Origin of the sequence: Sphingobium sp., from assembly GCF_049304695.1 — a bacterium.
Classification (GTDB): domain Bacteria; phylum Pseudomonadota; class Alphaproteobacteria; order Sphingomonadales; family Sphingomonadaceae; genus Sphingobium.
Window position 1 is genome coordinate 40,104 of sequence record NZ_JBAQOK010000027.1, and the last position, 24,670, is coordinate 64,773.

26 protein-coding genes and 1 pseudogene are annotated in these 24,670 nt (G+C 62.9%); 13 read left to right on the forward strand and 14 right to left on the reverse strand.

Annotated features, from left to right (window positions below):
• Positions 1-161: 161 nt before the first annotated feature.
• Together modB and WA070_RS03930 are read left to right on the forward strand one after the other, a co-directional pair.
• Positions 162-869 carry a molybdate ABC transporter permease subunit gene (gene modB, locus WA070_RS03925; protein ID WP_422632844.1) on the forward strand — a complete coding sequence of 236 codons (708 nt, stop codon included), beginning with the start codon at positions 162-164 and terminating at the stop codon, positions 867-869.
• Positions 859-1,470, forward strand: a complete 612-nt coding sequence (locus WA070_RS03930; protein WP_422632845.1) for an ATP-binding cassette domain-containing protein — start codon at positions 859-861, stop codon at positions 1,468-1,470. The genes modB and WA070_RS03930 overlap by 11 nt, the downstream gene beginning before the upstream one ends.
• A gap of 2 nt (positions 1,471-1,472) precedes the next feature.
• Here WA070_RS03930 and WA070_RS03935 read toward each other — a convergent pair whose 3' ends face one another.
• From WA070_RS03935 to thiS, 9 genes are all read right to left on the reverse strand, one after another.
• Positions 1,473-2,321, reverse strand: a complete 849-nt coding sequence (locus WA070_RS03935) for a phosphotransferase family protein (protein ID WP_422632846.1) — start codon at positions 2,319-2,321, stop codon at positions 1,473-1,475.
• Positions 2,308-3,519, reverse strand: a complete 1,212-nt coding sequence (locus WA070_RS03940) for a capsule biosynthesis protein (RefSeq protein ID WP_422632847.1) — start codon at positions 3,517-3,519, stop codon at positions 2,308-2,310. The genes WA070_RS03935 and WA070_RS03940 overlap by 14 nt, the downstream gene beginning before the upstream one ends.
• Positions 3,512-5,155 (reverse strand): beta-3-deoxy-D-manno-oct-2-ulosonic acid transferase, encoded by a 1,644-nt coding sequence (locus WA070_RS03945; RefSeq protein ID WP_422632848.1) that lies wholly within the window; start codon positions 5,153-5,155, stop codon positions 3,512-3,514. The genes WA070_RS03940 and WA070_RS03945 overlap by 8 nt, the downstream gene beginning before the upstream one ends.
• A 120-nt stretch (positions 5,156-5,275) precedes the next feature.
• Positions 5,276-6,571, reverse strand: a complete 1,296-nt coding sequence (locus WA070_RS03950; RefSeq protein ID WP_422632849.1) for a glycosyltransferase family 4 protein — start codon at positions 6,569-6,571, stop codon at positions 5,276-5,278.
• A gap of 57 nt (positions 6,572-6,628) precedes the next feature.
• Positions 6,629-7,069 (reverse strand): HIT family protein, encoded by a 441-nt coding sequence (locus tag WA070_RS03955; RefSeq protein ID WP_422632850.1) that lies wholly within the window; start codon positions 7,067-7,069, stop codon positions 6,629-6,631.
• Positions 7,070-7,077: 8 nt separating this feature from the next.
• Positions 7,078-7,713 (reverse strand): CoA transferase subunit B, encoded by a 636-nt coding sequence (locus WA070_RS03960; protein ID WP_422632851.1) that lies wholly within the window; start codon positions 7,711-7,713, stop codon positions 7,078-7,080.
• Positions 7,713-8,609 (reverse strand): 5'-nucleotidase, lipoprotein e(P4) family, encoded by an 897-nt coding sequence (locus tag WA070_RS03965; RefSeq protein ID WP_422632852.1) that lies wholly within the window; start codon positions 8,607-8,609, stop codon positions 7,713-7,715. The genes WA070_RS03960 and WA070_RS03965 overlap by 1 nt, the downstream gene beginning before the upstream one ends.
• Complete coding sequence (locus WA070_RS03970; RefSeq protein ID WP_422632853.1) at positions 8,609-9,319, reverse strand: CoA transferase subunit A; 711 nt, start codon at positions 9,317-9,319, stop codon at positions 8,609-8,611. Before WA070_RS03970 ends, WA070_RS03965 begins: the two co-directional genes overlap by 1 nt.
• A gap of 79 nt (positions 9,320-9,398) precedes the next feature.
• A complete protein-coding gene (gene thiS, locus WA070_RS03975) occupies positions 9,399-10,427 on the reverse strand; it encodes a sulfur carrier protein ThiS (protein ID WP_422632854.1) in 1,029 nt (342 codons plus the stop codon).
• A 130-nt stretch (positions 10,428-10,557) separates the two neighbouring features.
• On the opposite strand from thiS, the gene aroQ reads away from it, so the two are divergent.
• From aroQ to WA070_RS04000, 5 genes are all read left to right on the forward strand, one after another.
• Positions 10,558-10,998, forward strand: coding sequence for a type II 3-dehydroquinate dehydratase (gene aroQ / locus WA070_RS03980; protein WP_422632915.1), 441 nt, complete (start codon positions 10,558-10,560; stop codon positions 10,996-10,998).
• A 116-nt stretch (positions 10,999-11,114) separates the two neighbouring features.
• Entirely contained in the window at positions 11,115-11,591 is a 477-nt protein-coding gene (gene accB, locus WA070_RS03985; protein WP_422632855.1) for an acetyl-CoA carboxylase biotin carboxyl carrier protein, read from the forward strand.
• Between the two features lie 14 nt (positions 11,592-11,605).
• The gene (gene accC / locus WA070_RS03990; protein ID WP_422632856.1) at positions 11,606-12,958 is read left to right on the forward strand and encodes an acetyl-CoA carboxylase biotin carboxylase subunit; all 1,353 of its coding nucleotides are present in this window, start codon (positions 11,606-11,608) and stop codon (positions 12,956-12,958) included.
• Positions 12,955-13,299, forward strand: a complete 345-nt coding sequence (locus WA070_RS03995; RefSeq protein ID WP_422632857.1) for an arsenate reductase family protein — start codon at positions 12,955-12,957, stop codon at positions 13,297-13,299. Before accC ends, WA070_RS03995 begins: the two co-directional genes overlap by 4 nt.
• Positions 13,300-13,391: 92 nt before the next feature.
• A complete protein-coding gene (locus WA070_RS04000) occupies positions 13,392-14,141 on the forward strand; it encodes a ParA family protein (RefSeq protein ID WP_422632858.1) in 750 nt (249 codons plus the stop codon).
• 102 nt (positions 14,142-14,243) lie between these two features.
• On the opposite strand, the gene WA070_RS04005 is transcribed toward WA070_RS04000, so the two are convergent.
• Complete coding sequence (locus WA070_RS04005; protein ID WP_422632859.1) at positions 14,244-16,019, reverse strand: fatty acyl-AMP ligase; 1,776 nt, start codon at positions 16,017-16,019, stop codon at positions 14,244-14,246.
• Between the two features lie 149 nt (positions 16,020-16,168).
• On the opposite strand from WA070_RS04005, the gene WA070_RS04010 reads away from it, so the two are divergent.
• Positions 16,169-16,696 (forward strand): regulatory protein RecX, encoded by a 528-nt coding sequence (locus tag WA070_RS04010; protein WP_422632860.1) that lies wholly within the window; start codon positions 16,169-16,171, stop codon positions 16,694-16,696.
• Positions 16,697-16,864: 168 nt separating this feature from the next.
• Here the strand turns inward: WA070_RS04010 and WA070_RS04015 are convergent, their stop codons facing one another.
• On the reverse strand, positions 16,865-17,167 hold the full coding sequence (locus WA070_RS04015; protein WP_422632861.1) for a LysR family transcriptional regulator: 303 nt from the start codon (positions 17,165-17,167) through the stop codon (positions 16,865-16,867).
• Positions 17,168-17,352: 185 nt separating this feature from the next.
• On the opposite strand from WA070_RS04015, the gene WA070_RS04020 reads away from it, so the two are divergent.
• The 3 genes and pseudogenes from WA070_RS04020 to WA070_RS04030 all read left to right on the forward strand — a co-directional run.
• A complete protein-coding gene (locus WA070_RS04020) occupies positions 17,353-17,880 on the forward strand; it encodes a DUF192 domain-containing protein (RefSeq protein WP_422632862.1) in 528 nt (175 codons plus the stop codon).
• Positions 17,881-17,931: 51 nt separating this feature from the next.
• Positions 17,932-18,330: an NADH:ubiquinone oxidoreductase subunit NDUFA12 gene (locus WA070_RS04025; protein ID WP_422632863.1), complete on the forward strand. Its 399-nt coding sequence runs from the start codon at positions 17,932-17,934 to the stop codon at positions 18,328-18,330.
• Between the two features lie 227 nt (positions 18,331-18,557).
• Positions 18,558-18,728, forward strand: a pseudogene (locus tag WA070_RS04030) (DUF2155 domain-containing protein); the annotation flags it as partial.
• Between the two features lie 35 nt (positions 18,729-18,763).
• On the opposite strand, the gene aat reads toward WA070_RS04030, so the two are convergent.
• A complete protein-coding gene (aat, locus tag WA070_RS04035; RefSeq protein ID WP_422632864.1) occupies positions 18,764-19,528 on the reverse strand; it encodes a leucyl/phenylalanyl-tRNA--protein transferase in 765 nt (254 codons plus the stop codon).
• Between the two features lie 109 nt (positions 19,529-19,637).
• On the opposite strand from aat, the gene WA070_RS04040 reads away from it, so the two are divergent.
• Both WA070_RS04040 and WA070_RS04045 read left to right on the forward strand, forming a co-directional pair.
• Positions 19,638-20,867 (forward strand): dipeptidase, encoded by a 1,230-nt coding sequence (locus WA070_RS04040; protein WP_422632865.1) that lies wholly within the window; start codon positions 19,638-19,640, stop codon positions 20,865-20,867.
• A gap of 137 nt (positions 20,868-21,004) precedes the next feature.
• Positions 21,005-21,817: a class I mannose-6-phosphate isomerase gene (locus WA070_RS04045; RefSeq protein ID WP_422632866.1), complete on the forward strand. Its 813-nt coding sequence runs from the start codon at positions 21,005-21,007 to the stop codon at positions 21,815-21,817.
• A gap of 34 nt (positions 21,818-21,851) precedes the next feature.
• Here the strand turns inward: WA070_RS04045 and WA070_RS04050 are convergent, their stop codons facing one another.
• Both WA070_RS04050 and cysN read right to left on the reverse strand, forming a co-directional pair.
• Positions 21,852-22,628 (reverse strand): 3'(2'),5'-bisphosphate nucleotidase CysQ, encoded by a 777-nt coding sequence (locus WA070_RS04050; RefSeq protein ID WP_422632867.1) that lies wholly within the window; start codon positions 22,626-22,628, stop codon positions 21,852-21,854.
• Positions 22,629-22,639: 11 nt separating this feature from the next.
• Positions 22,640-24,607 carry a sulfate adenylyltransferase subunit CysN gene (gene cysN, locus WA070_RS04055; RefSeq protein WP_422632868.1) on the reverse strand — a complete coding sequence of 656 codons (1,968 nt, stop codon included), beginning with the start codon at positions 24,605-24,607 and terminating at the stop codon, positions 22,640-22,642.
• Between the last annotated feature and the right edge of the window lie 63 nt (positions 24,608-24,670).

The window sequence follows — 24,670 nt, forward strand, 5'->3', positions numbered from 1 at the left end:
ATTGGCTTTGTAACGAATGAGGCGATGTTTCTAGCCATTTTCGTTATGCGTTGATGACATTCGCTCCTTACCGCCCTTCCACCATTCGGACTGCCCCTTGTCATGACCCGCTTCGTCCAGTTTTTCTTCGTTTTGCGCGCCATCGCGGCCATGAGCGCGACATGACGATATTGGGCCTCTCGGCGGAAACATGGGCGGTGATCGGGCTGTCGCTCAAGGTCAGCCTGGTCGCAGTTGCGGTCATGATGCCGCTGTCTTTCCTGTCCGCATGGGTGCTGGTGCGGCGGCGCTTTCCGCTTAAGTTCCTGTTTGATGCGCTCATCCATTTGCCGCTGGTCGTCCCGCCTGTCGTGACCGGCTGGCTATTGCTGATCCTGTTCGGGACCAATGGACCGATCGGGCACCTGCTCGACCAGTATTTTGGCGTGACCATCTTGTTCCGATGGACGGGCGCGGCGCTGGCGGCGGCGATCATGGCGTTGCCGTTGATGGTGCGCGCGATGCGCCTGTCGATCGAGGCGATCGACAGGCGGCTGGAGGATGCGGCGATGACGCTGGGCGCTGGGCGATGGCGCATTTTCTGGACCATTTCCCTGCCGCTCTGCGCGCCGGGCATGGTTGCCGCAGCAGTATTGGGTTTTGCGCGATCCATCGGGGAATTTGGCGCAACCATCACATTCGTATCCGACATACCGGGCGAAACGCGGACATTGCCGATCGCTATCTATTCGGCAATGCAGATGCCCGATGGCGAGCAGCGGGCCACGACGCTGGCGATCATTTCCATCCTGATTTCGCTGGCCGCGCTGCTGGTGTCCGAAATGCTCGTCCGGCGCGCGCAAAATCGTGGGACCATGCATGTCATTTGATCTGGATATTGGCTGGTCCAATGGGCGGTCTGAGATTGCGCTATGTTGCAGGACTGGTCCCGGCCTGATCGCGCTGATCGGGCCATCCGGTGCAGGCAAGACGTCCATTCTGAACATGATTGCCGGTATCATCCGTCCCGATCGCGGTCATATCAGGGTCGATGGCGAAACGCTGTTCGATAGCGCGGCCGGGATGGATCGCCCTGTCGCGCTGCGTCGTTCGGGCTATATTTTTCAGGATCGGCGCCTGTTTCCGCATATGCGGGTGCGCGGGAATTTGACCTATGCGCACCGGCCTTCAGAGGTCGTGGATTTCGACGGTGTAGTAACGATGCTGGGCCTTAAGCCCCTGCTGGACCGTTGGCCGTCTACCCTGTCGGGTGGCGAAGCGCAGCGAGTTGCGATTGGGCGCGCGCTGCTGTCCGCCCCCCGCTTCCTGTTGATGGACGAACCGCTGGCGTCGATCGACGCGGCGCGCAAGGAGGAGATCATGCAGGCGATCGAGACCATCCTATCGGCCGTCAACCTGCCGATTCTCTATGTCACGCATGATGAGCGGGAAGCGGCGCGACTGGCGTCGGAAGTGCTGACGATCGGTTAGCGTCAGTGGGATAAGGGCGGCAGGCCGACCCTCTGCATCGCGCGATCGAGATAGCGGCGGAAGGCAGGCGTGCGCCCTGCCGATCGCGCGCGTAGCCACGCCATGCCGACCACGGGCCGCCACTCATCCAGATCGGCAGCCGTGACGTGCGATGTCGCGAGATAGGCCCGGCGCAGGCGCGCCGCCGCCCAGTCGCGGAACAGGTTGGTGATCCAGTCGGACGGGCCGATCCCGAAGCGCAGCAGCATTTCGCTGCGCACGACATCGGCAGCGCGATGCCCCGCCGCCGCCTTCGACCAGTCGATCACGACCGGTCCCTGCGGCGCCATCATGATGTTGCCGAGGTGGAAATCGCCGTGGAGCAGGGCGTCACCATCGGGCAGGCCGCTCAGATAATCCACCATCTTTCGCTGCGCCTCCGGCGACGCTGGACCATAGAGGATGTCGGTTTCCAGCACCTGCTTCACAGGGCGCGCATGCGGCGCGGATACGGCATGGACGGCGGCATGGAGCGACGCCATCACGTCGATCAGCTTCCCCGCCTCCATGGGTCGGCGTCGCACCCGGTCGATGAACACGTCACCGTTGACATAAGGATAGACGATCGCGCGCCGCCCGCCGATGATGCCCTGCCACTGGGCGGGGGCGACTGGCAGGCCAGCACCATCGGCAAAGATCGACATGGCGGATTCCCGTGCGATCATCTCGTCCGACACGGCAGGCCGGAACAGCTTGGCGACGCGGCTGTCATCCAGCGCGAAGAGTTCGGCGCTGACCCCCTGCGCCACGAAGCGCAGGCTTGCAATGTCCGTGTCGCTCAGATCCATCGGCGCAGGATCATGCGCGATCATGAACCAGTCGATCGACAGAATTGGCGACCAGCATCCGCAGCCCTTCTTCGCTGAGCAGGCCGCCATGGATCAGGCAGCGGTCGATCAGGACGCGGCGGAACGCGGCATAGAGCGCCAGGTCCGGTGCGCGCGGGGCGGACCAGAATCCGTCCAGATCGTCATGATGCACAATGCCGGGCACCTTATAAACGGACGTGCCCAGCACCAGCACGGGCTTGCCGCTGTTCAGCGCAAGCGTGCCGACCGTGCTGTTGACGGTGATGACGCCCAGCGACTTTTCTACCACCTCGTCGATATTCCAGTCGGCGAGATAGTGGACCCTGTCCGCCACGCCATATTGGCGGGCCAAGCGGCGCGTGAGCCGCTCCCACGACACCAGTCCGGGGTCGAGCGGGTGGCGTTTGACGACCAGAGCGACATGAGCGGGCGCATGTTCGGCATAGCTTTTGATGACGAACCGCAACGCCGCGCGCATATTGCCAAAGGGCGAATGGATGCGGATCTGATAATCGGAATTAAGCTGAAGCGGCAGCGTGAAATAGGGCGTGTCCCTGACCTGTGCCCATGTGGCTGCGGATTTTTTCTTGTCCTTCTGCCGCCGCATCAGCTTACGGCACCAGGCGACGGATTCCATGACGAAGCTGTGCGGGCGATGCGTGCGATAGAAGGGGAAGAGTGGCCGCATCATCGCCGATGCCAGGCCGTTTCGCATCGTATTGCGCGCGCGCGCCCGAAAGGCAGAGGGCACCGGCGGCTGCACGTCAGGATAGGCAGGCAAGTCGCGCGCCTGATCCAGATACCATTGCGGGTCGAGCGGAAGGGTCGAATTGCCGTTCACGCCATCATCCTGCAACGTCAGGAAATCGGGGCGGATATAGCCTTCTTCCACGACATGCACGCGAACGTCGCGCAGGCGGGCCATGCCATGGGCGGTCGCATGATAGGGGCGGCAATCGCCATAGAGGATGAGGTCGGTGACGCCATGCGCGACGACAAAATCATCGAAGAATAACGGCCAGTTGCGGAAGGTGCCGTGATAGTCGGTCGCCTTTTCCGGCCAGTCGACCTTGTCTCCGCCATTGATGTTGATGCGCAAGGCGACATGCCCCCGATCCCGCAACGCCTGCGCGAGCATGGCGAAATAGGGACCATGCGGACCTTGCAGGAACAGGAACTTCTTTTGACGCGCATCAACCATGCAGAAACTCGGTAGACAATGTTATCAATCTTCTCAACTTGCCTTGCAGCATTCTCCACCGGACGAGCATCGTGACAGGGGGAGTCGCGCCACTCGCCATCCTGTCCACCATGATTTCGGGACCGCAGGGCAGGCCCGTCGCCGGATCGAGATAGCGCGAGTAGAGAATGAGGACGGCCGCGACAAGCTGATCCAGCGTCAGACGCCGTTCGCGGCGGCCGGTCGGGGCGGCGAGGTCGCGCGTCAGCCCCCATCCGGCATAAAATGGCATGCCGTGGACCGTCACCGGCCGACCCCGCATCAACGCTTCGAAACCGGTCAGCGATGACAGGACGTGCGTTTCATCCACTCCCTGCACCAGATCCATCAGCGGCGATCCGGTATCGATGCAATCGGCTTGGGCGAGCACTGCCGCGTTGCTCAAATGCCCCTTGCGATGACCGGCCTGCACATCGGGATGGGGGCGATAGATGATCCAGGCGTCGGGTTCGGCACGGCGGACACGGGTCAGGAAATCAAGATTGCTTTTGATCCCCGCGCCGCCGAGCTGCACGGACATGTCGTCTTCCACCTGCCCCACTGCCAGGACGGTGCGCCGTCCGTCGGGCAAGGCGATCATGCGGCCGGCGTCCAGATTATATTTCGTCACGCCGGACGCGCAAATCCGTTCGCGCAGGCGCTGCGCGCGCGCGACCAGTGCGGGGGGGAAGTCATGGGTGGCGAGCAGATGCTCCAGATCGCTGGGACCATGAGCATCGTAATAGATGCCGCGCCGGTCGATCACGATGGAGCCGGGTGGGTTGAGCGCTGCGCCCAGCCCACGAGAGCGTAGGAACCCATCCTCGATCCGGGCAAGTGACACGCCCTGCTGCGCGGCGTCCGCACCGGCGGTTGGCGGCACGCGGGAGGGCCAGACGGCGAGGCTTGCCTTGTCCCTGGCCGCTTTGGCGATCCCCTGACGGACGGGCAGAAAAGGCGGTGATCCCACGCCGTCCCACAGAAAGCGGCTGATCGCATCCCGCTTCCAGAAGGCCATGCCGCTGGCCGCTGCGATATGCCGGTTGCCGTCCAGATGACGTCGCCATTGCGCCAATTGCGCGACCGCTTCTTCCACCGTCGCCGCCCCATCGGCAAAACAATCGCGATAACGCGCGGTGGCGATCGCCTGACGTGCGGCGGCGCGCAGTTCGGCGGGGGCGATAGGCTGGTGGTCAGGACCGAAGACGGGCACGCCCGACAATCCGGCAATAATCGCCAGTTCATCGTCAAGCGCCGCATGGACGCACTGCGCATCCTGCATCAACGCCCATAGATCGCATGGATCAGGCAGCAATCGACCGACCATAGCGTCGCCCCGCGCAGACGGATTATCTGCACCCACCACTCCGATCTCATGACCAGCGAAGCGTTCCGCGATGTTCGCAGGAAGCGAAATACCCTGCCGCACGACCAGTTTGATACCGCTTATCGCATGGCCCCAGAAAACGCCGCCTACCCGATCCCGCGCAACGGCATCCAGCACCGCGTCGGACACGAATCCGGCCTGGGCCGGATCATCCAGCGACATGCTGATCGCGGCAACGCCGGGCGCGACTTTGGGGAAAGGAGGAGAGCGCAAAAACAACAGTCGGGTCATGATACAGGAATATCCATCGCTTTTACGGATATCCCGTTACAATATCTCATCACTGCTCGTGTCGTCATTGTCAGGGCCATAGTTCCAGCCATGCAGTCATCGTAATTGCAGGGTGTATTTTTAAGGAACAGCCGCAATAACGTCTTCAAGCAAGTCGACAACGATGTCAAAATAATCTGGCCAGGTCGGTGCGCGCCACGTCGCGATACGATGCAACTGTGCCACACGCTCTATCGAGTCCGGGCGACTATAGGATTCGATCATGCGCATCCAGCCCAATCCGTCGAGAGGATCGAGATAGTCCGGCGCATCGCCGCCGACTTCGCGATGCGCGCTGATGTCGCTGCATATCACCGGCACGCCCATGGCCAGCGCTTCCACCACCGGCATGCCGAACCCTTCAACGAATGATGGCATCACCATCGCGCGCGCATTGGCCACCAACGCATGCATCCGGCTGTCGGACACCTCGCCAGCTTCGATCACATGGCCGCGCAATATGTCGGCGCGTTCCAGCACATCGACCACATTTTCATTTTCCCAGCCGCGCCGACCGATCAGGACCAGCACCGGCGCCGCATCGCCCATCTGCTCCACGAACCGCCGCCAGATGTTCAGCAGCAGCAGGTGATTCTTGCGCGGCTCTATGGTCGAAATATAAACGAAATAGGGGCGGTCGGGCGTCGGCTCATCTTTGGTCCCGAAAATGTCGGGAGCGTCTGCACCGAAATGGGCGACCCTGACTGTCCGCCCGTCCAGCCCATTGCGCAGATGTGGGACCAGCGCATCGATGGTCGCCCGACTATTGCCAATGATACCGGCAGCGAAACTGTCGATCGTACGGACCCGCTTGCGATGTTCGTCCGCGCCCTGCGGCCGGGCATATTCGGGGTGACTGAGAGGAATGACGTCATGCACCAGTGCGATCAGCCTGGCCCCTTCGGCACGCAGGATCGCGCCGACCTGATCATGATCGTCCAGATGATGGGGCGACACCTGAAGATAAACGCGCGGTCCGGCCAGACGCGGGACGGGCCGCGGGCGCGTGGCGAACATATGCCTGATCGCGGCGGCACGGCTTTGGCCTGCGTCGGTGGTTTTCACGTTGCGCCATTTGGCCGCGGTAAAGGCCAGGAACTGGCGCACGGCGGAGTTGTCGATCCGCCCATAATAGCCGCCCGCCGGGTGGACCGCAGCGAAGGCCAGCCGATCGGGCATCCGTTCGAGCAGTTCGCGCGCATAGATATATTCGACGCGATCGATGCCTGTGGGCGTGGGATGAAAGCTGCGCGATAACAGGCGGGAGATGTCGAGAATGACCTCAGCCTGATCGCCGGCATAGGCTCGCCCGTGACTGGCTCGCTTCGACCGCAAAGCCAGCCGCGCGCCCGGTGCCTTGAATGGCTTCAACACCATGTTAGCGCTTCGGGCAGACGGGCGCGGGTTTCGAAGGGAGTGAAGCGGAACGGGACATCATAATTGCGCGCGTATCTCTTGGGCCAACGCGCGCAAGGCGTCCGCGTCCGCGAACCCACCCTGCCCATGGACGGAAAAGCCGGGCGCATCCCCTTCCCATCTAGGCACGATATGGACGTGCAGATGAAATACAGTCTGCCCGGCGGGCGCACCGTTGAACTGCGCGACATGGATGCCATCAGGGTCGAACGCCTTGCGGATTGCCGTCGCCACCTTTTGCACGCTCGCCATCACCTGGCACAGCGCCTCCGGCTCGATCTCCAATATGTTGCGCGCCTTGGACCATTTGGAAATGACAAGCGCATGCCCCTTCGACTGAGGCTGGATGTCGAGAAAGGCATAAGTGTGCGCATCCTCGTAAATCGGGGTCGAAGGGATTTTGCCCGCGAGGATGAGGGCAAAGACATTGCCCTCATCATATATGCCTTCGAGACTCATGAAATCATTCAGCTTTCGTAGCGTGCGGTCGTCCTGGCGGCGATATCCTCCGCCGTGATGCCGGGCGCCAGTTCCACCAGTCGAAACGGGCTGTCATGGTCAGGACGCTGGAACACGCACAAATCCGTCACGATCATGTCCACGACATTTCGGCCGGTCAGCGGCAGTGTGCAGGCGGGAATGAATTTGGGATCGCCATTTTTGGACGTATGTTCCATCACGACGATGATCTTTTTGACCCCCGCGACCAGATCCATGGCACCGCCCATGCCCTTGATCATCTTGCCGGGGATCATCCAGTTGGCGATGTCGCCATTTTCCGCAACCTCCATTGCGCCCAGCACGGTCAGATCGATATGCCCGCCCCGGATCATCGCGAAACTGTCGGCGCTGGAAAAATAGGCGGTCTGCGGCAGTTCGCTGATCGTCTGCTTGCCTGCATTGATAAGGTCGGCATCCTCTTCGCCCTCATAGGGGAAAGGGCCGATGCCCAGCATGCCGTTTTCGGACTGGAGCGTTACCTCCACACCGTCGGGGATATGGTTGGCCACCAGCGTGGGGATACCGATCCCCAGATTGACGTAAAAACCATCCTGCAGTTCGCGGGCCGCGCGGGCAGCCATTTCATCACGGGTCCAGGCCATTATCGCTTCTCCCCTTCGGCGGGCGTGGCCCACCTTTTGTCCATTGGAAATATATCGTCAAAGCCGCCTTTTAGGCCGCTGCCATAAACAGGATTGGGCAGGACGAACCAGCCCCTGCCCCACAGGCTCGTGATCGGCGCGGCCATGGTCAGCGCCCGGCGCGCCGCAACCGGCTGATCGCGATTGAACAGGTCGGAAAAATCGCCCAGTTGATCCCCACCCATCGCGATCACGCAATAACGCGCGGAAATCGTCGCGCGGCGGCCGTCCTTGCCGGAACCGCCTGCATCGTCGCCCTTCAGGAACAGGGTCTGACCATGCACGGCGTCGCCCAGACCCGCTGCGCGGATCGCCCTTGCCGTGCCCTCGGCATTGGCCGCAGCGCGGTTGGTATTGAATATGACCGTCACGCCCATCGCGCGCAGGCTCGTCAAAGCATCGCGCGCGCCCGGCACCGCATCGACCGCGCCATAGCCGGTCTTTTCCCACTTATCCCACGCCGCCAGCTCATATCCCTTGCCCGACCGCGCTTCATGATATTCGTAGCCGATATTGAGCAGCACCGTTTCATCGACATCGAACACGGCGGCAAAAGGCTTGTCGGCGCACGGCACGAAGGCGGGCCGATCCAGCGCGGCATCGGGCGATAGCACAACCGACTGGGCCGGACGCGCCTTGACCATCGCGGCTGCGTGGGACGTCAGGGCGGCAAAAGCCTGCACCGAGAGCGCAGCCGCTTCGCCCGACGCATAGAGATATTGCATCCCGGCAGGTGGCGATGGCGGCAACGTGGGGCCAGCGCCATGGCTGGAAGCCGATGGCGGCGAAACCGTCGTACAGGCCGCCAGCCCCGCTGCCAGCAAGAGCGTCGCTCCCCTTGTCAGGGAAGAGGACATCAGGCCGTTTCCCGCTGCCGAACCGTGCGGAACTCGATCTTCTTGTCATATGGCGCGCCGACGATCATGCGCTTGACGTAGATGCCGGGCAAATGGATCGCGTCCGGGTCCAGACTACCGGTGGGCACCACTTCTTCGACTTCGGCGATGCAGATCCTGGCCGCTGTCGCCATTGGCGCGTTGAAATTACGCGCCGTCTTGCGGAAGATCAGGTTGCCGCTTTCGTCGGCCTTCCAGCCCTTGACGATCGCGACGTCAGCGAAGATGCCCCGTTCCAGGATGTAATCCTGTCCATCGAAGCTCTTGACCTCCTTGCCATCGGCCACCTGTGTGCCAACGCCGGTCTTGGTATAGAAGCCAGGGATGCCCGCCCCGCCAGCGCGGCAGCGCTCCGCCAGCGTACCCTGGGGGCAAAATTCGACTTCCAATTCGCCGGCCAGATATTGCCGCTCAAATTCCTTATTCTCCCCGACGTAGGAGGAGATCATCTTCTTCACCTGGCGCGACCGCAGCAGCTTGCCCAGCCCTTCGCCATCGATACCGGCATTATTGGACGCGATGGTCAGATCCTTGACCCCGGACTCGCGGATCGCATCGATCAAGCGTTCGGGCACGCCGCACAGGCCAAAACCGCCCGCGCACAGGTGCATACCGTCGAAAAGAAGCCCGTCGAGCGCGCTTGCGGCATCGGGATACAGCTTTTTTACCATCGCATGTCCTTCTCCAAGTCCGGGCCGCCATAAGCGCAGGTGAACGTTCGGTCAATTTGACCTCAGCGCAAAATGCCGGTCAAATCAATCCGGCGAGAGGGCTGGACGGATCGGCATACATACGCTTGCCCATGCGTCCGGCCCGATAAGCCATTCGGCCCGCTTCGACGCCAGCCCTCATCGCGGCGGCCATCAGCACCGGATCTTTCGCTTCGGCGATCGCAGTGTTCATCAGGACGCCGGTGCAGCCCAGCTCCATTGCCTGCGCCGCTTCCGAAGCCGTACCAACGCCCGCATCGACCAGCACCGGCAGCTTCGTCCCTTCCACGATCAGGCGGATCGTTACCCGGTTCTGGATGCCAAGTCCCGACCCGATCGGCGCACCCAGCGGCATGATCGCGACCGCGCCCACATCTTCCAGCCGCTTGGCCGCGATCGGATCGTCCACGCAATAGACCATGGGCTTGAAGCCCTCCTTGGCCAGAACCTCCGTCGCGCGCAACGTTTCGACCATGTCTGGATACAGCGTGCGCGCTTCGCCCAGCACTTCCAGCTTGACCAGTTCCCAGCCGCCCGCTTCCCGCGCCAGTCGCAGGGTGCGGATCGCATCCTCACCGGTGAAGCAGCCCGCAGTATTGGGCAGATAGGTGATTTTCTTCGGGTCGATATAGTCGGTCAGCATCGGCGCATTGGGATCGGACACGTTGACGCGGCGCACCGCGACGGTGACGATTTCCGCGCCCGACGCGGCAACGGCGGCTGCATTTTGTTCGAAACTCTTATATTTGCCCGTGCCGACGATCAGGCGCGACCGAAACGTCCTGTCCGCGACGGTCCAGCTATCGTCGGTTATATGCGACACGTCACCGCCGCCCCCCGCGACCGGATGGTCGCCACCACCAACAAAATGCACGATTTCCAGTTCATCGCCATCCTCGACCAGCACATCTTTCAGCGTGGATCGCGGCACGACTTCCAGATTGCGCTCGACCGCGACCTTTTCCGGCACGAAGCCCAGTTCGCTCGCCAGCGCCGCCAGGGTCATGCCCTCCCGGATGCGGCGATGTTCGCCATTGATGTGGATCGAAACATTGCCGTCAGTGCTCACGATGCTAACCATCCTGAAAATGGAGAAGGTGTCTCGACTTGGCGCGACACGAAGGGCTAAAGGTCGATGCGCATATAGGGGCGCTACCGGCCTGCTCGCAACATGCAACATGACCGAATGGGGGACCATCGTGGCGGAAACGCGTAAAATCTATGTGCTCAACGGACCCAATCTCAACATGCTGGGGACGCGCGAGCCGGACATATACGGCTACGACACGCTGGACGACATTGCCGAGCGCATGGAGGACGCGGCAGCCCGCGCCCATGTAGAGATTGTTTTTCACCAGTCCAATCATGAAGGCCAGATGATCGACTGGCTGCACGATGCGCATCAGGACGGCGCACATGCCGTCATCCTGAATGCAGGTGGGCTGACCCACACGTCCATCGCGCTGCATGACGCGATCAAGTCGATCACCGTTCCAGTGATCGAGGTGCATCTGTCCAACCCGCACAAGCGCGAAGATTTCCGCCACATCAGCTACATCGGCATGGCGGCGAAGGGGACGATCGCAGGCTTTGGGCCGCTGTCCTATATGCTGGCGCTGGAAGCCGCACTGGAACTGTAATTGATGCGTCTTCGTGGCAGCACCGCTTCCGCCCGACGCTACAAAGTTGCGCTTTGGCGCAAATCGGCATAGGCGCTGGCCGCCAGAGACAAGTTCAAGCCAAACAAGGGTCAACCATGAACGACAAGCAGGAAAAGGGCGCAATGCAGGTGGATGTCGCGCTGGTACGCGAATTGGCCGCACTGCTGGACGACACCCACCTGACCGAGATCGAGGTAGAAGATGGCGACCGCAAGATCCGCGTCGCCCGCAAGGCAGGCGGCGGTGCGCCGATCTACGCCCCCCAGCCCGCCCCAGTCGCCGCAGCCGCACCGGTTGCAGCAGCGCCCGCCGTCGCTGCTGAACCCGCAGTGCCGGCCGGCACGCTGGTCCGTTCGCCGATCGTGGGCACCGCCTATCTGTCGGCCGAACCAGGCTCTGCGCCCTTCGCCCGTATCGGCGCGCAGGTCAGCGCTGGCGAGACGCTGTTGATCGTGGAAGCCATGAAGGTCATGAACGCGATTTCCGCGCCGACGTCCGGCACGGTCAAGGCGATCCTGGTCGATAACGGCCAGCCGATCGAATATGATCAGCCCCTGATCGTCATCGAATAAGGCCGGGCACGATTATGGCCATTGAAAAGCTGCTGATCGCCAACCGGGGCGAGATCGCGCTGCGAATCCACCGCGCATGCCATGAAATGGGCATCAAGACGGTTGCGGTTCATTCCACCGCCGACGCTGACGCCATGCATGTGCGGCTGGCCGACGAAGCGATCTGCATCGGGCCGCCTGCTGCGCGGGACAGCTATCTCAACGTCGCGGCGATCATATCGGCTGCCGAAATTTCCGGCGCGGATGCGATCCATCCGGGCTATGGCTTCCTGTCGGAAAACGCCAAGTTCGCCGAAATCGTGGAAGCACACGGTATCGCGTTCGTCGGCCCCAAGCCTGAACATATCCGCACGATGGGCGACAAGATCGAAGCCAAGCGTACCGCTGGCGCGCTTGGCCTGCCGCTCGTTCCCGGCTCCGATGGCGCGATCAGCGATCTGGCCGAAGCCAAGGCGATCGCGGAAAAGGCTGGCTACCCCGTCATCATCAAGGCCGCATCGGGCGGCGGCGGTCGCGGCATGAAGGTCTGCACCTCGCCCGACGATCTGGAAACGCTGATGCAGCAGGCCGGATCGGAAGCGAAAGCAGCGTTCGGCGACGCGACCGTCTATCTGGAAAAATATCTCGGCAATCCGCGCCATATCGAGATTCAGGTGTTCGGCGATGGCAAGGGCAACGCTATCCATCTGGGCGAACGCGACTGCTCGCTCCAGCGGCGTCATCAAAAGGTGCTGGAAGAAGCCCCCTCCCCCATTTTGGGGCAGGCCGACCGCGACCGGATCGGTGGCATTTGCGCCAAGGCGATGGCCGACATGGGCTATCGCGGCGCAGGGACGATCGAATTCCTGTGGGAAGACGGCGAATTCTACTTCATCGAGATGAACACCCGGCTCCAGGTCGAACATCCAGTGACCGAGATGATCACCGGCGTCGATCTGGTCCGCGAACAGATCCGCATCGCCGAAGGCCGGCCGCTGTCGGTCGAGCAAAAGGATCTGCGTTTTACCGGCCATGCGATCGAATGTCGTATCAATGCCGAAGATCCCCGCACCTTTGCGCCCTCGCCCGGCACGGTCACACGCTATCATGTCCCCGGCGGCATGCACGTACGCGTCGATAGCGGCCTGTATCAGGGCTACAAAGTCCCGCCCTATTATGACAGCATGATCGGCAAGCTGATCGTTTATGGCCGCACTCGCGAAGGCGCGATCATGCGGTTGAAGCGCGCGTTGCAGGAATATGTGATCGAGGGGATGAAAACCACGATCCCACTGCACCAGGCATTGCTGGAGGAACCCGATTTCCTGAACGGCGATTATACGATCAAGTGGCTGGAGGATTGGCTGGCCAAGGATGGTAACGCATGAAGGCGACCATCTGGCATAATCCCAAATGCGGCACGTCACGCAAGACGCTAGCAATTTTGCAGGAAACGCCGGGCGTCGAAGTCGAGGTGATCGACTATCTTTCGACGCCTTATACACATGCCAAGCTGTCGCAGTTGATCGCTGATGCAGGGATGACGCCGGGTCAGGCACTGCGCCTGATGGGGACGGATGCGCAGGAGCGTGGCTTGCCCGACATGGACGACGCGGCAATACTGGACGCAATGGTCGCGCACCCGGCCTATGTGAACCGGCCCTTCGTCGAGACGGACAAGGGCGTGCGCTTCTGCCGTCCTCAGGACAAGGTTCACGACATCCTGTGATATTCCGAGCATGACCGGACAGGTCACGCGGTTGTAACATTGCCATGATTGAGGACTTGCTTTGATGGCGGGAAGCCTTAGCCTCCCGCCCCATGGCAAAGGAACCGGTATTGGCGACCATCGCCGTCTACAGCCTTAAAGGTGGCGTTGGCAAAACAACCTTTGCGATCAACCTCGCCTGGGCATCGGCCAGCATATCCAAGCGCCGTACGCTGTTGTGGGATCTTGATCCGCAGGCGGCGTCCAGTTGGCTGTTGTCCACCGACATGGAAAGCCGGGACGCGGCGCAGGCGATTTTCAGCAAGGATGTCGACGTCCGCAAGCTGATCCAGCCATCGACCGTGCCGGGGCTGGACCTGATCGCGGCCGATACGTCGCTGCGCAGTCTGGACCATCTGTTTCGGGAGATGGACAAGAAGAAGCGCCTGTCGAAGCTGATCGAGAGCCTGGGCAAGGATTATGACCGCATCATCCTCGACTGCCCACCCGGCCTGACCGAAACCAGCGAACAGGTGCTGCGCGCTGCCGACATCATCGTCATTCCGGTCATCCCTTCTCCCCTGTCGCAGCGGGCTATGGGCGAAGTTGCCCGCTATCTGGTCCAGCGTGGGGGCAGCCATGCGCCGATCATGCCGGTCTATTCGATGGTGGACCGCCGCCGCAGCCTGCATCGCAAGGCGCTGGACGAACAACCCGGCTGGGCTGCTATCCCGATGGCCAGTGCGATCGAGCAGATGACGGTGCGCCGCAAGCCATTGGGTGCATTTGCGCCGACTTCGCCCCCGGCGAAGGAATTTGCGGCGCTATGGACGCAGGTGGAGCGGCAGCTTCAGGGGGGTTAGGGTCAAGCCCGTCCCGTTTGCCATACGCATCCTTCGATACGCCGCTTCGACTTCGCGCAGCAGCTACTCAGGACGAACGGATCAGGCGAGAACCGTGCGCCATCACGCTGCGATGTCGTAGGGCCTGATTTCGCCGGTCAGATAGAGGTTGCGCGCTTTCGACCGGCTCAATTTGCCTGAGCTGGTGCGTGGCAGGGTGCGGGGTGGCACCAGTTCGACGACGCAGTTCATGCCGGTGATGGCGCGGACGCGTTCGCGGATCTGGTCGCGCAGGCGGGAGCGTTCTTCATTGTCGGACGTACGGCAATGGACCAGCACGGCAGGCGCTTCCTCACCACCCGGCGTCGTGATGGCGAAAGCGGCGATGTCACCCTGCTTGAAGCCGGGCAGTTGTTCGACCGCCCATTCGATATCCTGCGGCCAGTGATTCTTGCCGTTGATGATGATCATGTCCTTGGCGCGGCCCACGATGTAGAGATAGCCGTCGGACAGATAGCCCATGTCGCCAGTGTCGAGCCAGACGCGGTTCAATGAATCGGGCGCCATGCAGGCGTCGGTCGCGGCCTGATCGCGGAAATAGCCGACCATCAGCGACGGCCCGGTAGTCCAGACCTTGCCGATCTGCCGTTCGTTCAGCACGCCGCCATCTTCGTCGCGGATTTCCACGACCATATCCTTGGCAGGCTTGCCGCAATTGACGATCGAGCGGAAACGCTGCGGCCGCCCTTCAGTCGCGGCGGCGCCCGACAGGTCGGTTTCCTCGACCAGTTCGACAATGATGCCTTCGCCCGGCGGCATGATCGTGACGGCCAGCGTCGCCTCGGCCAGACCGTAGCTGGGCAGGAAAGCGAAGGGCGAGAAGCCCGCGTCGGCAAAGGCGTCCACGAAACTTTGCATCACATCGGGGCGGATCATGTCCGCACCATTGCCCGCCAGCCGCCAGCGGGACAGGTCGAAGCGGTCCTGCGCCTTGGTCTGGCTGGACATGCGGCGCGCACAGATGTCGTAACCGAAGGTCGGCGAATAGCTGATCGAAGTGCCGGTATTGCGGCTGATGAGGTCGAGCCATGCCAGCGGACGACGGGCAAAATCCTCCGTCTTCATGTAATCGGTCGACACCTGATTGGCGACGGGCGACAGGAAGCAGCCGACCAGACCCATGTCATGATACCATGGCAGCCAGCTGATGCAGCGATCGCTGTCCTGCACCTGCATCCCGTGGCTGTGCGCCGACAGGTTGCTGAGCAGCGCATGATGCGTGACCGCGACGCCATGGGGGAAGCGGGTCGATCCGCTGCTATATTGCAGATAGGCGATTTCCTGCGGCTGCGCCTGTGGCAGGGCAATGGCGGGTGCTTCGCGGGCGATGAAATCTTCGAACGCGATGCTTTCGACCGATTTCTGGCGGCCGGACTCGCCAGCCATCTCCGCCAGTTCTCTGGGGAAGAGGAACAGCATCGGGTCGCAGCTGCTCAATTGGACATTGAGCTGTTCAATATAGCTTTCCTTGCCACCGAAACTGGTCGGCAGCGGCAGCGGGACAGGCCATGCGCCCGCATAGACGATGCCAAAGAACAGCATGGCGAAGTCGGCGCCCGTTTCGGCGACCAGAGCGACGCGATCGGCGGGTTTGACACCATGAGCGACAAGCCGGTGGGCGCAGGCGATGGCGTCGTCGCGCAATTCGCTGAACGGATAGGGCCGCGCCAGATTGCCACGCGCATCGTGGAAATTCAACCCACGCTTGCCCTGCGCCGCATAGTCCAGCGCTTCGCCCAGCGTCCCGAAGTCCGAGAGACGGCGCGGCAGATCATCATTGGTCGGCGTCGGTGCCATCATCTCTTGCGAACCCGTCATATTGGTTTCACCCAATGTCATGAAAATCATTAAAGCGCGGCCGCTACCATCTTTGGCTGCGACTTGCACCGGATAGTTGTGATCCAGCCTGTCCTTGTAGCGTACAAGGCACGGTGAAATTCCGGCCCGACTGTGGCATAAACATGGCGCATGTCGCATGATGCACCAAGATGACCGGCAAACGCGTCCCCCCACCGCTCGATGAAACCGCGCTGCGCGACATGGCGCTGCGCTATGTGGGACGTTTTGCGACCAGCCGGGGCAAGCTGCTCGACTATCTGAAGCGCAAGATCAAGGAACGCGGATGGGGCGGCGAACAGCCTGCCGACCCGGATGGGCTGGCCGACCGTTTCGTGGATCTGGGCTATATCGACGACGCGGGCTATGCGGTGATGAAGAGCGGGGCGCTGGCCCGGCGCGGCTATGGCGCACGGCGGATCGAGCAGGATCTGCGCGCGGCCGGGATCGGCGAGGAAGACCGGGTGCAGGCGGACGCACAGATCGTGTCGCAAGCGTGGGCGGCGGCGGACCGCTTTGCCCGGCGCAAGCGGGTCGGCCCCTATGCCACCGGGCCGATGGACCCCAAGCAGCGGGAGAAAGCGATCGCCGCATTCTTGCGCGCGGGCCATGCCTATGCCGTGGCGCGGCGCTGGGTCGATGCGCCGCCGGGGGAGGCGTTGGTGGAGGACGACGCGTAAGTCGGGTCACGAGTGGGTCAGTGGGGTGAAGTTCATAGCGTTGCTGATGTGATTTTGCGGGCTGAATGCGTGGGTTTGCGCCGGTTACGCGCCGGGGAAGCGACAATGACGCGTCGATTGGGTCACGGGGGCGTGTGTGTCGGGTCATGGCGGCGCGCGCCCCACGCATCAGCGGCGCGCCTGCCGGGTCATGGCAAGGGCGGGGTCCGCGTTGAAGGGATCGGCGAGGCTTTGCGCATGGAGGGTCAGGGCATTGACCCATGTCCGGTCGAACGGCGTACCGGCCAGACGACGGCGCAGGCGATGCGCGCTGGCAGGCGACATGGCGACGGCACGGGCCGCCTGCGTAACATTGCCGGTGGCGAGCAGGATGGTGAGGAAACGACGTTGTTTGTCGGGGGTCCATCGCGGTTGGGCGGTCGGCGGGGGCGCGACGGGCGCTGGCGGATTGGGGTGTGGGTGCTGGTCCATCAACCAGGGTAAATCAGATGAAATCCTATTTTGGAAGGGGTTTTGGGGGTGTGGTGGGGTGGTGACTTTTGTATCCCTCTCCCGCCTTTGCGGGAGAGGGTTGGGTGACCGCACGCCAGCCTTTACAACCGCGCTTTAAGGGTTAACCCCTCCCCATTCCGCGCGAATCGCATTAAGGGATGGGCATGATCCGTTTGTCCGCCCTTCTGACTCTTGGCCTGCTAGCCGCCTGCTCCAGTTCCGAACCAGCCGCGCAGAACAGCGCGCAAGCACAAACCGTCGCTACCACGCTGCCGGTCGTCATCACCACCACCAAAGGCGCGCATCGTTTCGATGTGGAGGTCGCGCAGACTCCCGACCAGCAGGCGCAGGGGTTGATGTTTCGCAAGTCGCTGGCCGACGACGGGGGGATGCTGTTCCCCATGGACCCGCCGCGCACGGCGAGTTTCTGGATGAAAAATACGCTCATTCCGCTGGATATGATCTTCATCCGCACCGACGGGACGATCGCGTTTATCGGCGCGAACACCGTCCCTTATTCGCGCGAGCCAGTGTCAGCGGGTATCCCGGTGGCCGCCGTGCTGGAACTGCGTGGCGGACGTGCGGGGGAACTGGGCATTGGTGAAGGCGACCGTGTGGCATGGGGCGGGTGCGCCGTGCCGGGCGAGAAGCGAGTGACGGACGTGAATTTCTGTCCCGCGAGCGCCCGATAATCCCACATCCACCTTGCCAATGGCCTGTCACAGGGGCTAAGCGCTTGCCCCATGGGAATCCTCGGCAAGATCTTCACCTGGTGGGATGGCGCAACCATCGGCACCTCGTTCTTCACCGCTCGCAAGGGCAGCAAGGTGGGCGAGGATCATCAGGGCAATATCTATTATGAAGGCGGCGTCGGCCTGAACGGCGGCCTGCGCCGCTGGGTGATCTATAACGGCGCCAACGACGCCAGCCGCGTGCCGGCCGAATGGCATGGCTGGCTGCATCATTCGATCGAGGGCGTGCCGGAAAGTTTCTTGCCGCCGCCGCGCATCTGGGAACTGGAATCCACGCCCAACGCCACTGGCACCGCGCTGGCCTATCGCCCTTCGGGTGCGATGGAAAAGGGCGGCCAGCGGCAGCGGGCTACCGGCGATTATGAGGCGTGGAGCCCCGACGCATCATGATTCGCGCGCGCGCGGGCCTGTGGCCGGCAACGCCGCTGCTGGCGCTCGCGCTGGCGGGATGTAGCGACAGGGATATGCCCGCCGCGAATCAGACCGGGCCGGTGAAGGTGGAGGGCGCGCCGATCCGTTCTGGCACCGACGCTGCTCTGCCCGGCACGCCGATGGCGGAGCGTGTCGCCGTCATTGGCCTGCTCAACAAGCGCAACGGGCTGACCCGCGACCTGACGATGAAGCCGGGCGAAGCGTTGCGCGTGGGCGATGCGATCGTGCGGCTGCAGGCGTGCGAAACCAGCGCACCGTGGGAAAATGTGCAGGATACCGGTGCGTTCGTGCAACTGGACGTGCGCAGCAGCGCGGATGGCAAATGGCGGCGCAACTTTTCCGGCTGGCTGTTCCGCGAACGGCCCGACCGCAATGTCGTGCAGCACCCGATCTATGATGTGTGGGTCAGAAGCTGCGCGATGGTCTGGCCCGAAAGTGGGCCTGACTCCGTGACGCTGGGCGGCAAGGGCGACGCGGCCAGTGGGGCGAAGGCGCGTTCAGCCGCAACGCCCGAACCGGCCGACAATGCCGCAACCGAAGCGCCACCGCCTGCGCCCAGTCCCACGCCAGCGACCGCCGCGCCCAGCAACATCAGATAATCGCGCTGGTCCATTTCGATCGCGCCCATGCTGCGCAGATGATCGGTCATGAACTGGCAGTCGAGCAGGGTGAAACCGCCAAAACGCAGCCGCGCGACGAGCCAGGCCAGTGCGACTTTCGACGCGTCGGTGCGTCGCGACACCATGCTCTCACCGAAAAAGGCGCGCCCGATCGCTACGCCATAGAGGCCGCCGACCAGTTCTTCATCTTCCCACACCTCGACCGAATGGGCAAAACCATGGGCGTGCAGCGTGCCATAGGCCTGTTCGATCGGATGATTGATCCAGGTCGATGGGCGATCCGGCGCGGATTGGGCGCACAGGGCCAGTATCTGCGCAAAGGCGCGGTTGGCGGTCACGCGGAAACGGTCGCGGCGCAGCGTCCTGGCGAGCGAGCCGGACAGGTGGAAAGCATCGAGCGGCAGCGTCGCCCGGCGCTTGGGCTCTACCCAGTAGATGTCGTCATCATCCCGGTCGTCGGCCATGGGAAAGACGCCGATCGAATAGGCCTGAAGCAATGTGAGCGGGTCAATGACGGGGGATCGGGACTGGGACATGGCGATGGGCAAAAGCATGGATGAAGTGGCGGGACGATGCAATGTCCACGCGGCTTCGTTTCGTTGCCATGCGCATTGACTTGGGGAGGCGCGGCCATAGGCTGGGGCGATGACAATGCTTCGTTTCGCGGCGCTACCGCTGCTTCTCGCTCCGCTCGCTGTTCAGGCCGCGCCCGCCGATCCCTATGCCGCGCGTATCGCCCGTGTTCTGAAGGCCACGCCGCTGATCGACGGGCATAATGACTGGCCCGAAGCGCTGGCGGAAAAGGCGAAGGATGCGCGCTGGACGATGGACCTGACGCATCTGGACCCGGCGACCTATCATAGCGACATAACGCGCCTGCACGCTGGCGGCGTGGGCGGCCAGTTCTGGTCGGTATGGGTGTCGGCGGACCTGCCACCGGTACAGCAAGTGAAGGATACGCTGGACCAGATCGGCATGGTGCATGCGCTTGCCGAACGCTATCCGCGCGATTTCACGATGGTGCGCACCGCCGAAGACCTGCGCGCCGCGCATCGGGCCGGGCGGATCGGGTCGCTGATCGGGGTCGAGGGCGGCGGGCAGATCGACGGCAGTCTGGCGGTACTGCGCGCCTATCGCGGGCTGGGCGCGGCCTATCTTACGCTGACGCACAGCCGTACGACCGACTGGGCGGACAGCGCGACCGACGACCCCAGGCATGACGGCCTGACGCCATTCGGGGAGGATGTGGTGCGCGAACTCAACCGGCTGGGGATGCTGGTGGATCTGAGCCACGTCAGCGAAGCAACGATGCTGGATGCGTTGCGCGTGACGAAGGCGCCAGTCATCTTTTCCCACTCCAACGCGCGGGCGCTGTGCGATACGCCGCGTAATGTATCCGACGCCGTGCTGAAACAGGTGGCGGCCAATGGCGGCGTGGTGATGGTGAATTTCGCCGCGCAATATGTGTCGGAAGCGCGCCGCGTCTGGGGCGCGGATCGCAGCGCGGAGATCGCCCGCAACAATGCGCCGCCCTTTGGCGGGCTGCATGTCGGCGATCCGGTGGGCGCTGCCAAGGCGCTGGCGACGTGGGAAGCGGCGCACCCGGAACCTGTATCGACGATCGGACAAGTGGCGGATCATATCGACCATATCGTCAAGCAAGCGGGCGTGGATCATGTCGGCATCGGCAGCGATTTCGATGGCGTGGGGGATTTGCCGCAGGGGTTGGGCGGGGTCGAAACCTATCCCGCGCTGCTCGCTGAACTGATGCGGCGGGGATGGAGCGACCGCGACATCGCCAAGCTGGTGGGCGGCAATATATTGCGGGTGATGGCGGCGGCGGAGCGGGTTGCGGGCGATGCAACGGGCGGGTAACGAGCGGACAGGCAAGTGCTGACCAAGCGTGTTTTTTCAACGGCCATGCGGTTGCGGTGCGCCTTTGATGGATGATGCGCGTTGAATGGCGAAAGCAACGACGAGATGAAGAAGATGATGATGCGAGTGGGCAATCGATGAGCGTGGACCTGCCGATACGCCGGGTCGCCAAGCCATGGGGCTGCGATGTTCTGCCGCCACCCTTCGCGCGGGACGGTGATGAACGGATCGGCGAAATCTGGTTCGAGCCACCGCCGCAATTGCCGCAATTGCTGGTCAAATATATCTTCACCAGCGAAAATCTGTCGGTGCAGGTTCATCCGTCCGATGCGCAGACGCAGGCCGACGGGCTGGGGCGGCAGGGCAAGGAGGAATGCTGGCTGATCGTCGATGCGCAGCCGGGTGCAAAGCTGGGCATCGGTTTCGATGCGCCGATCGACGCGGACGCGATGCGCGCGGCGGCGCTGGATGGCAGTATCGAACATCTGATGTCGTGGCATGCGGTGAAGCCGGGCGATTTTTTCTATATCCCGGCCAATACCGTCCATGCGATCGGCGCGGGCATCAGCCTGATCGAAGTGCAACAGAATAGCGACATCACCTATCGCCTCTACGACTATGGCCGTCCGCGCGAACTGCATCTGGACAAGGGGATCGCGGTCGCGTCCGGCGTGCCTTATCCCGACCGGTATCGGGCGTCCGTGCCTGGCCATGGGGAGGTGACGCTGGTGTCCGGGCCGCTGTTCCGGCTCGACAGGATCGAGGGGACGCCGAGCGCTGGGATGGCGGCGCATTATGGCGAAGGGCCGTTTCTGGTGGTCCCGCAGGATGGCGAGGTCATGGTGCGCGGCGAAGCGGTTGCGCCGGGGAGTTGTGCGCTGGTCGCAGCGATGGCGGAGTTGATGGTGCCTGCGGGGGCTAAGGCTTTGCTGGCGCAGGCTGGTATTTAATCTTGTGTTCCCCGGCGAAGGCCGGGGAACAGCATCAATTGGTTTCTGCCTTAGCTTCCGCCTGCACCTGCGCGATCAGGTCGAGCAACAGCGCCGCGTCGGCTTTGCGGCAGATGAGCAGGTCGGGCAGATAGACCTCCGCCTGATTATAGACGAGCGGACTGCCATCGATGCGGCTGGCATGGAGGCCGTGCGCGAGTGCGACGGCGACCGGGGCCATCGAATCCCATTCATATTGCCCGCCGGAATGAAGATAGATGTCGGCCTGACCCAGGACGATGGCCATCGCCTTTGCGCCCGCAGAACCCATCGGCACCAGTTCAGCGCCCAGCCGGGCGGCGATTGCGATGGCTTCGGGTGCGGGGCGGGTGCGGGACACGACCATGCGGGGGCGATCCGCGCCGGGCGGCACGGCGATCGGCTGATCCGTGCGCAGGACCATGCCTCCGCCCTGCCCGTCCAGATCCATGCCCGGCAACGCCACCGCGCCGATGACCGGCACACCGTCGATGGCGAGGCCCACATGCACGGCCCAGTCCTGCCGTTCCTCGCTATATTCACGCGTGCCATCGACCGGATCGACGATCCATACGCGCGATTTCTGCAATCGGGTGCCGTCGCACTGCATTTCTTCGGATAGCAGCCCATCGTCGGGCCGCTGTTCGCGCAGCGCCGCGACGAGGAACTGGTTGGCGGTCTGGTCCCCCGCCTTGCCCAATGCTTTGGGACTGAACATGCCCGACACGCGCACTTCCAGCAGGATGCGCCCGGCGGCCTGCGCCAGATGAGCGGCGAGTTGCGCGTCGGTCATGGCCTTGTCCATCACAGGTCGTGCGACCAGATGCCCAGCACCCGCTCGACAATCTGTTCGGCAGCGTCTTCGGGCGAGGTGCGCGTCGTGTCGATGCGGATTTCGGGCCGTTCGGGCGCTTCATAGGGGCTGTCGATGCCAGTGAAGTTGGCGAGCGTGCCAGCCCGCGCTTTCTTGTACAGCCCCTTCACATCACGCGCCTCCGCATCTGCCAAAGGCGTATCCACGAAGATTTCGATGAACTCGCCCGCTGGCATCATGCTGCGCGCCATGTCGCGTTCGGCGCGGAAGGGCGAGATGAAGGCAGTCAGGACGATCAGGCCCGCGTCGGTCATTAGCTTGGCGACTTCGCCCACGCGGCGGATATTTTCCACCCGGTCGGCGTCGGTAAAGCCCAGATCCTTGTTGAGGCCATGGCGCACATTGTCGCCGTCCAGCAGGAAGCTGTGGCGGCCCATGGCGTGCAGTTTCTTTTCCACCAGATTGGCGATGGTCGATTTGCCCGACCCCGACAGGCCAGTGAACCATAGCAGGCGGGGCTGCTGCCCCTTTTGCCGGGCATGGGCTTCGCGGCTGATTTCCGTCGCCTGCCAATGGACATTCTGGGCGCGGCGCAGCGCGAAATGGATCATGCCCGCGCCGACCGTCGCGTTGGTCATCTTGTCGATCAGGATGAAGCCACCCAATGTCCGATTGTCGGCATAGGGTTCGAACACGACGCCGCGATCGGTGGACAGGTTGGCGACGCCGATAGCGTTCAGTTCCAGCGTCTTGGCTGCCAACTGCTCCATCGTGTTGACGTTGACCTGATATTTGGGCTGCTGCACGGTCGCGCTGACGGTCTGCGTCGCGGTCTTGAGCCAATAGGCGCGGCCCGGCAGCATCGCTTCGTCATCCATCCACACGATCGTCGCTTCGAACTGGTCGGCGGCTTGTGGCGGATTGTCGGCCAGCGCGATGACGTCGCCGCGCGAACAGTCGATTTCGTCGGCAAAGGTCAGTGTGACGGACTGGCCAGCGACGGCTTCGGAAAGGTCGCCGTCCCCACCGATCCCGCTTGCCGGGTCGGCCTTTCCGGGCATCGTGACGATGCGGCTGACGGTGCTGGTCTTGCCCGAAGGCAACACGCGAATGGCGTCGCCCGGCTTGACCGACCCGGTTGCGATCAGGCCGGAAAAGCCCCGGAAATCGAGATTGGGGCGGTTGACCCACTGCACCGGCATACGAAACGGCTTTTCCGCGTCGGCGGCGCTGTTGACCTCCACCGTTTCGAGATGTTCGATGAGCGCGGGGCCGGTGTACCAGGGCGTATTGGCGCTGGGCGTGGTGATGTTATCGCCCTTGAACCCGCTGATCGGCATGGGGGTGAAGGCGGTGATGCCGATGCTGGTGGCGAAATCGGTGTAGTCGGCAACGATCCGGTCGAAGACGGCCTGATCGTATCCAACCAGATCCATCTTGTTGACGGCCAGCACGATGTTGCGGATGCCGATCAGGTGGGCGAGGTAGCTGTGGCGGCGCGTTTGCGTCAATATGCCCTTGCGCGCGTCGATCAGGATGACGGCGAGGTCAGCGGTGGACGCGCCGGTCACCATGTTGCGGGTATATTGTTCGTGGCCGGGCGTGTCGGCGACGATGAACTTGCGCTTTTCCGTGGCGAAGAAGCGATAGGCGACGTCGATAGTGATGCCCTGCTCCCGCTCGGCAGCCAGACCATCGACCAGCAGGGCGAAGTCGATCTCCTGTCCCTGCGTGCCGACGCGCTTGCTGTCGGCTTCCAGTGCGGCAAGCTGATCCTCGAAGATCATCTTGCTGTCGTAGAGCAGCCGCCCGATCAGCGTCGATTTGCCGTCGTCCACCGACCCGCAGGTGATGAAACGCAGCATCGTCTTATGCTGATGCGTTTCAAGATAGGCGTCGATGTCCTGCGCGATGAGCGCGTCGGTCTGGTAGATGGGGTCTGTGGAAACGTCAGTCATGTCGGTTTCTTTCACCGTTCGCCCTGAGCCTGTCGAAGGGCTTTACTTCTTGAAGAAAAGGAC

Bases quoted from the DNA above. Each gene is read 5' to 3' on its own strand.
- modB (WP_422632844.1), top strand. From the start codon at position 162: ATGACGATATTGGGCCTCTCGGCGGAAACATGGGCGGTGATCGGGCTG.
- WA070_RS03930 (WP_422632845.1), top strand. From the start codon at position 859: ATGTCATTTGATCTGGATATTGGCTGGTCCAATGGGCGGTCTGAGATT.
- WA070_RS03935 (WP_422632846.1), bottom strand. From the start codon at position 2,321: ATGATCGCGCATGATCCTGCGCCGATGGATCTGAGCGACACGGACATT.
- WA070_RS03940 (WP_422632847.1), bottom strand. From the start codon at position 3,519: ATGGTTGATGCGCGTCAAAAGAAGTTCCTGTTCCTGCAAGGTCCGCAT.
- WA070_RS03945 (WP_422632848.1), bottom strand. From the start codon at position 5,155: ATGACCCGACTGTTGTTTTTGCGCTCTCCTCCTTTCCCCAAAGTCGCG.
- WA070_RS03950 (WP_422632849.1), bottom strand. From the start codon at position 6,571: ATGGTGTTGAAGCCATTCAAGGCACCGGGCGCGCGGCTGGCTTTGCGG.
- WA070_RS03955 (WP_422632850.1), bottom strand. From the start codon at position 7,069: ATGAGTCTCGAAGGCATATATGATGAGGGCAATGTCTTTGCCCTCATC.
- WA070_RS03960 (WP_422632851.1), bottom strand. From the start codon at position 7,713: ATGGCCTGGACCCGTGATGAAATGGCTGCCCGCGCGGCCCGCGAACTG.
- WA070_RS03965 (WP_422632852.1), bottom strand. From the start codon at position 8,609: ATGTCCTCTTCCCTGACAAGGGGAGCGACGCTCTTGCTGGCAGCGGGG.
- WA070_RS03970 (WP_422632853.1), bottom strand. From the start codon at position 9,319: ATGGTAAAAAAGCTGTATCCCGATGCCGCAAGCGCGCTCGACGGGCTT.
- accB (WP_422632855.1), top strand. From the start codon at position 11,115: ATGAACGACAAGCAGGAAAAGGGCGCAATGCAGGTGGATGTCGCGCTG.
- accC (WP_422632856.1), top strand. From the start codon at position 11,606: ATGGCCATTGAAAAGCTGCTGATCGCCAACCGGGGCGAGATCGCGCTG.
- WA070_RS03995 (WP_422632857.1), top strand. From the start codon at position 12,955: ATGAAGGCGACCATCTGGCATAATCCCAAATGCGGCACGTCACGCAAG.
- WA070_RS04000 (WP_422632858.1), top strand. From the start codon at position 13,392: ATGGCAAAGGAACCGGTATTGGCGACCATCGCCGTCTACAGCCTTAAA.
- WA070_RS04005 (WP_422632859.1), bottom strand. From the start codon at position 16,019: ATGACATTGGGTGAAACCAATATGACGGGTTCGCAAGAGATGATGGCA.
- WA070_RS04010 (WP_422632860.1), top strand. From the start codon at position 16,169: ATGACCGGCAAACGCGTCCCCCCACCGCTCGATGAAACCGCGCTGCGC.
- WA070_RS04015 (WP_422632861.1), bottom strand. From the start codon at position 17,167: ATGGACCAGCACCCACACCCCAATCCGCCAGCGCCCGTCGCGCCCCCG.
- WA070_RS04020 (WP_422632862.1), top strand. From the start codon at position 17,353: ATGATCCGTTTGTCCGCCCTTCTGACTCTTGGCCTGCTAGCCGCCTGC.
- WA070_RS04025 (WP_422632863.1), top strand. From the start codon at position 17,932: ATGGGAATCCTCGGCAAGATCTTCACCTGGTGGGATGGCGCAACCATC.
- aat (WP_422632864.1), bottom strand. From the start codon at position 19,528: ATGTCCCAGTCCCGATCCCCCGTCATTGACCCGCTCACATTGCTTCAG.
- WA070_RS04040 (WP_422632865.1), top strand. From the start codon at position 19,638: ATGACAATGCTTCGTTTCGCGGCGCTACCGCTGCTTCTCGCTCCGCTC.
- WA070_RS04045 (WP_422632866.1), top strand. From the start codon at position 21,005: ATGAGCGTGGACCTGCCGATACGCCGGGTCGCCAAGCCATGGGGCTGC.
- WA070_RS04050 (WP_422632867.1), bottom strand. From the start codon at position 22,628: ATGACCGACGCGCAACTCGCCGCTCATCTGGCGCAGGCCGCCGGGCGC.
- cysN (WP_422632868.1), bottom strand. From the start codon at position 24,607: ATGACTGACGTTTCCACAGACCCCATCTACCAGACCGACGCGCTCATC.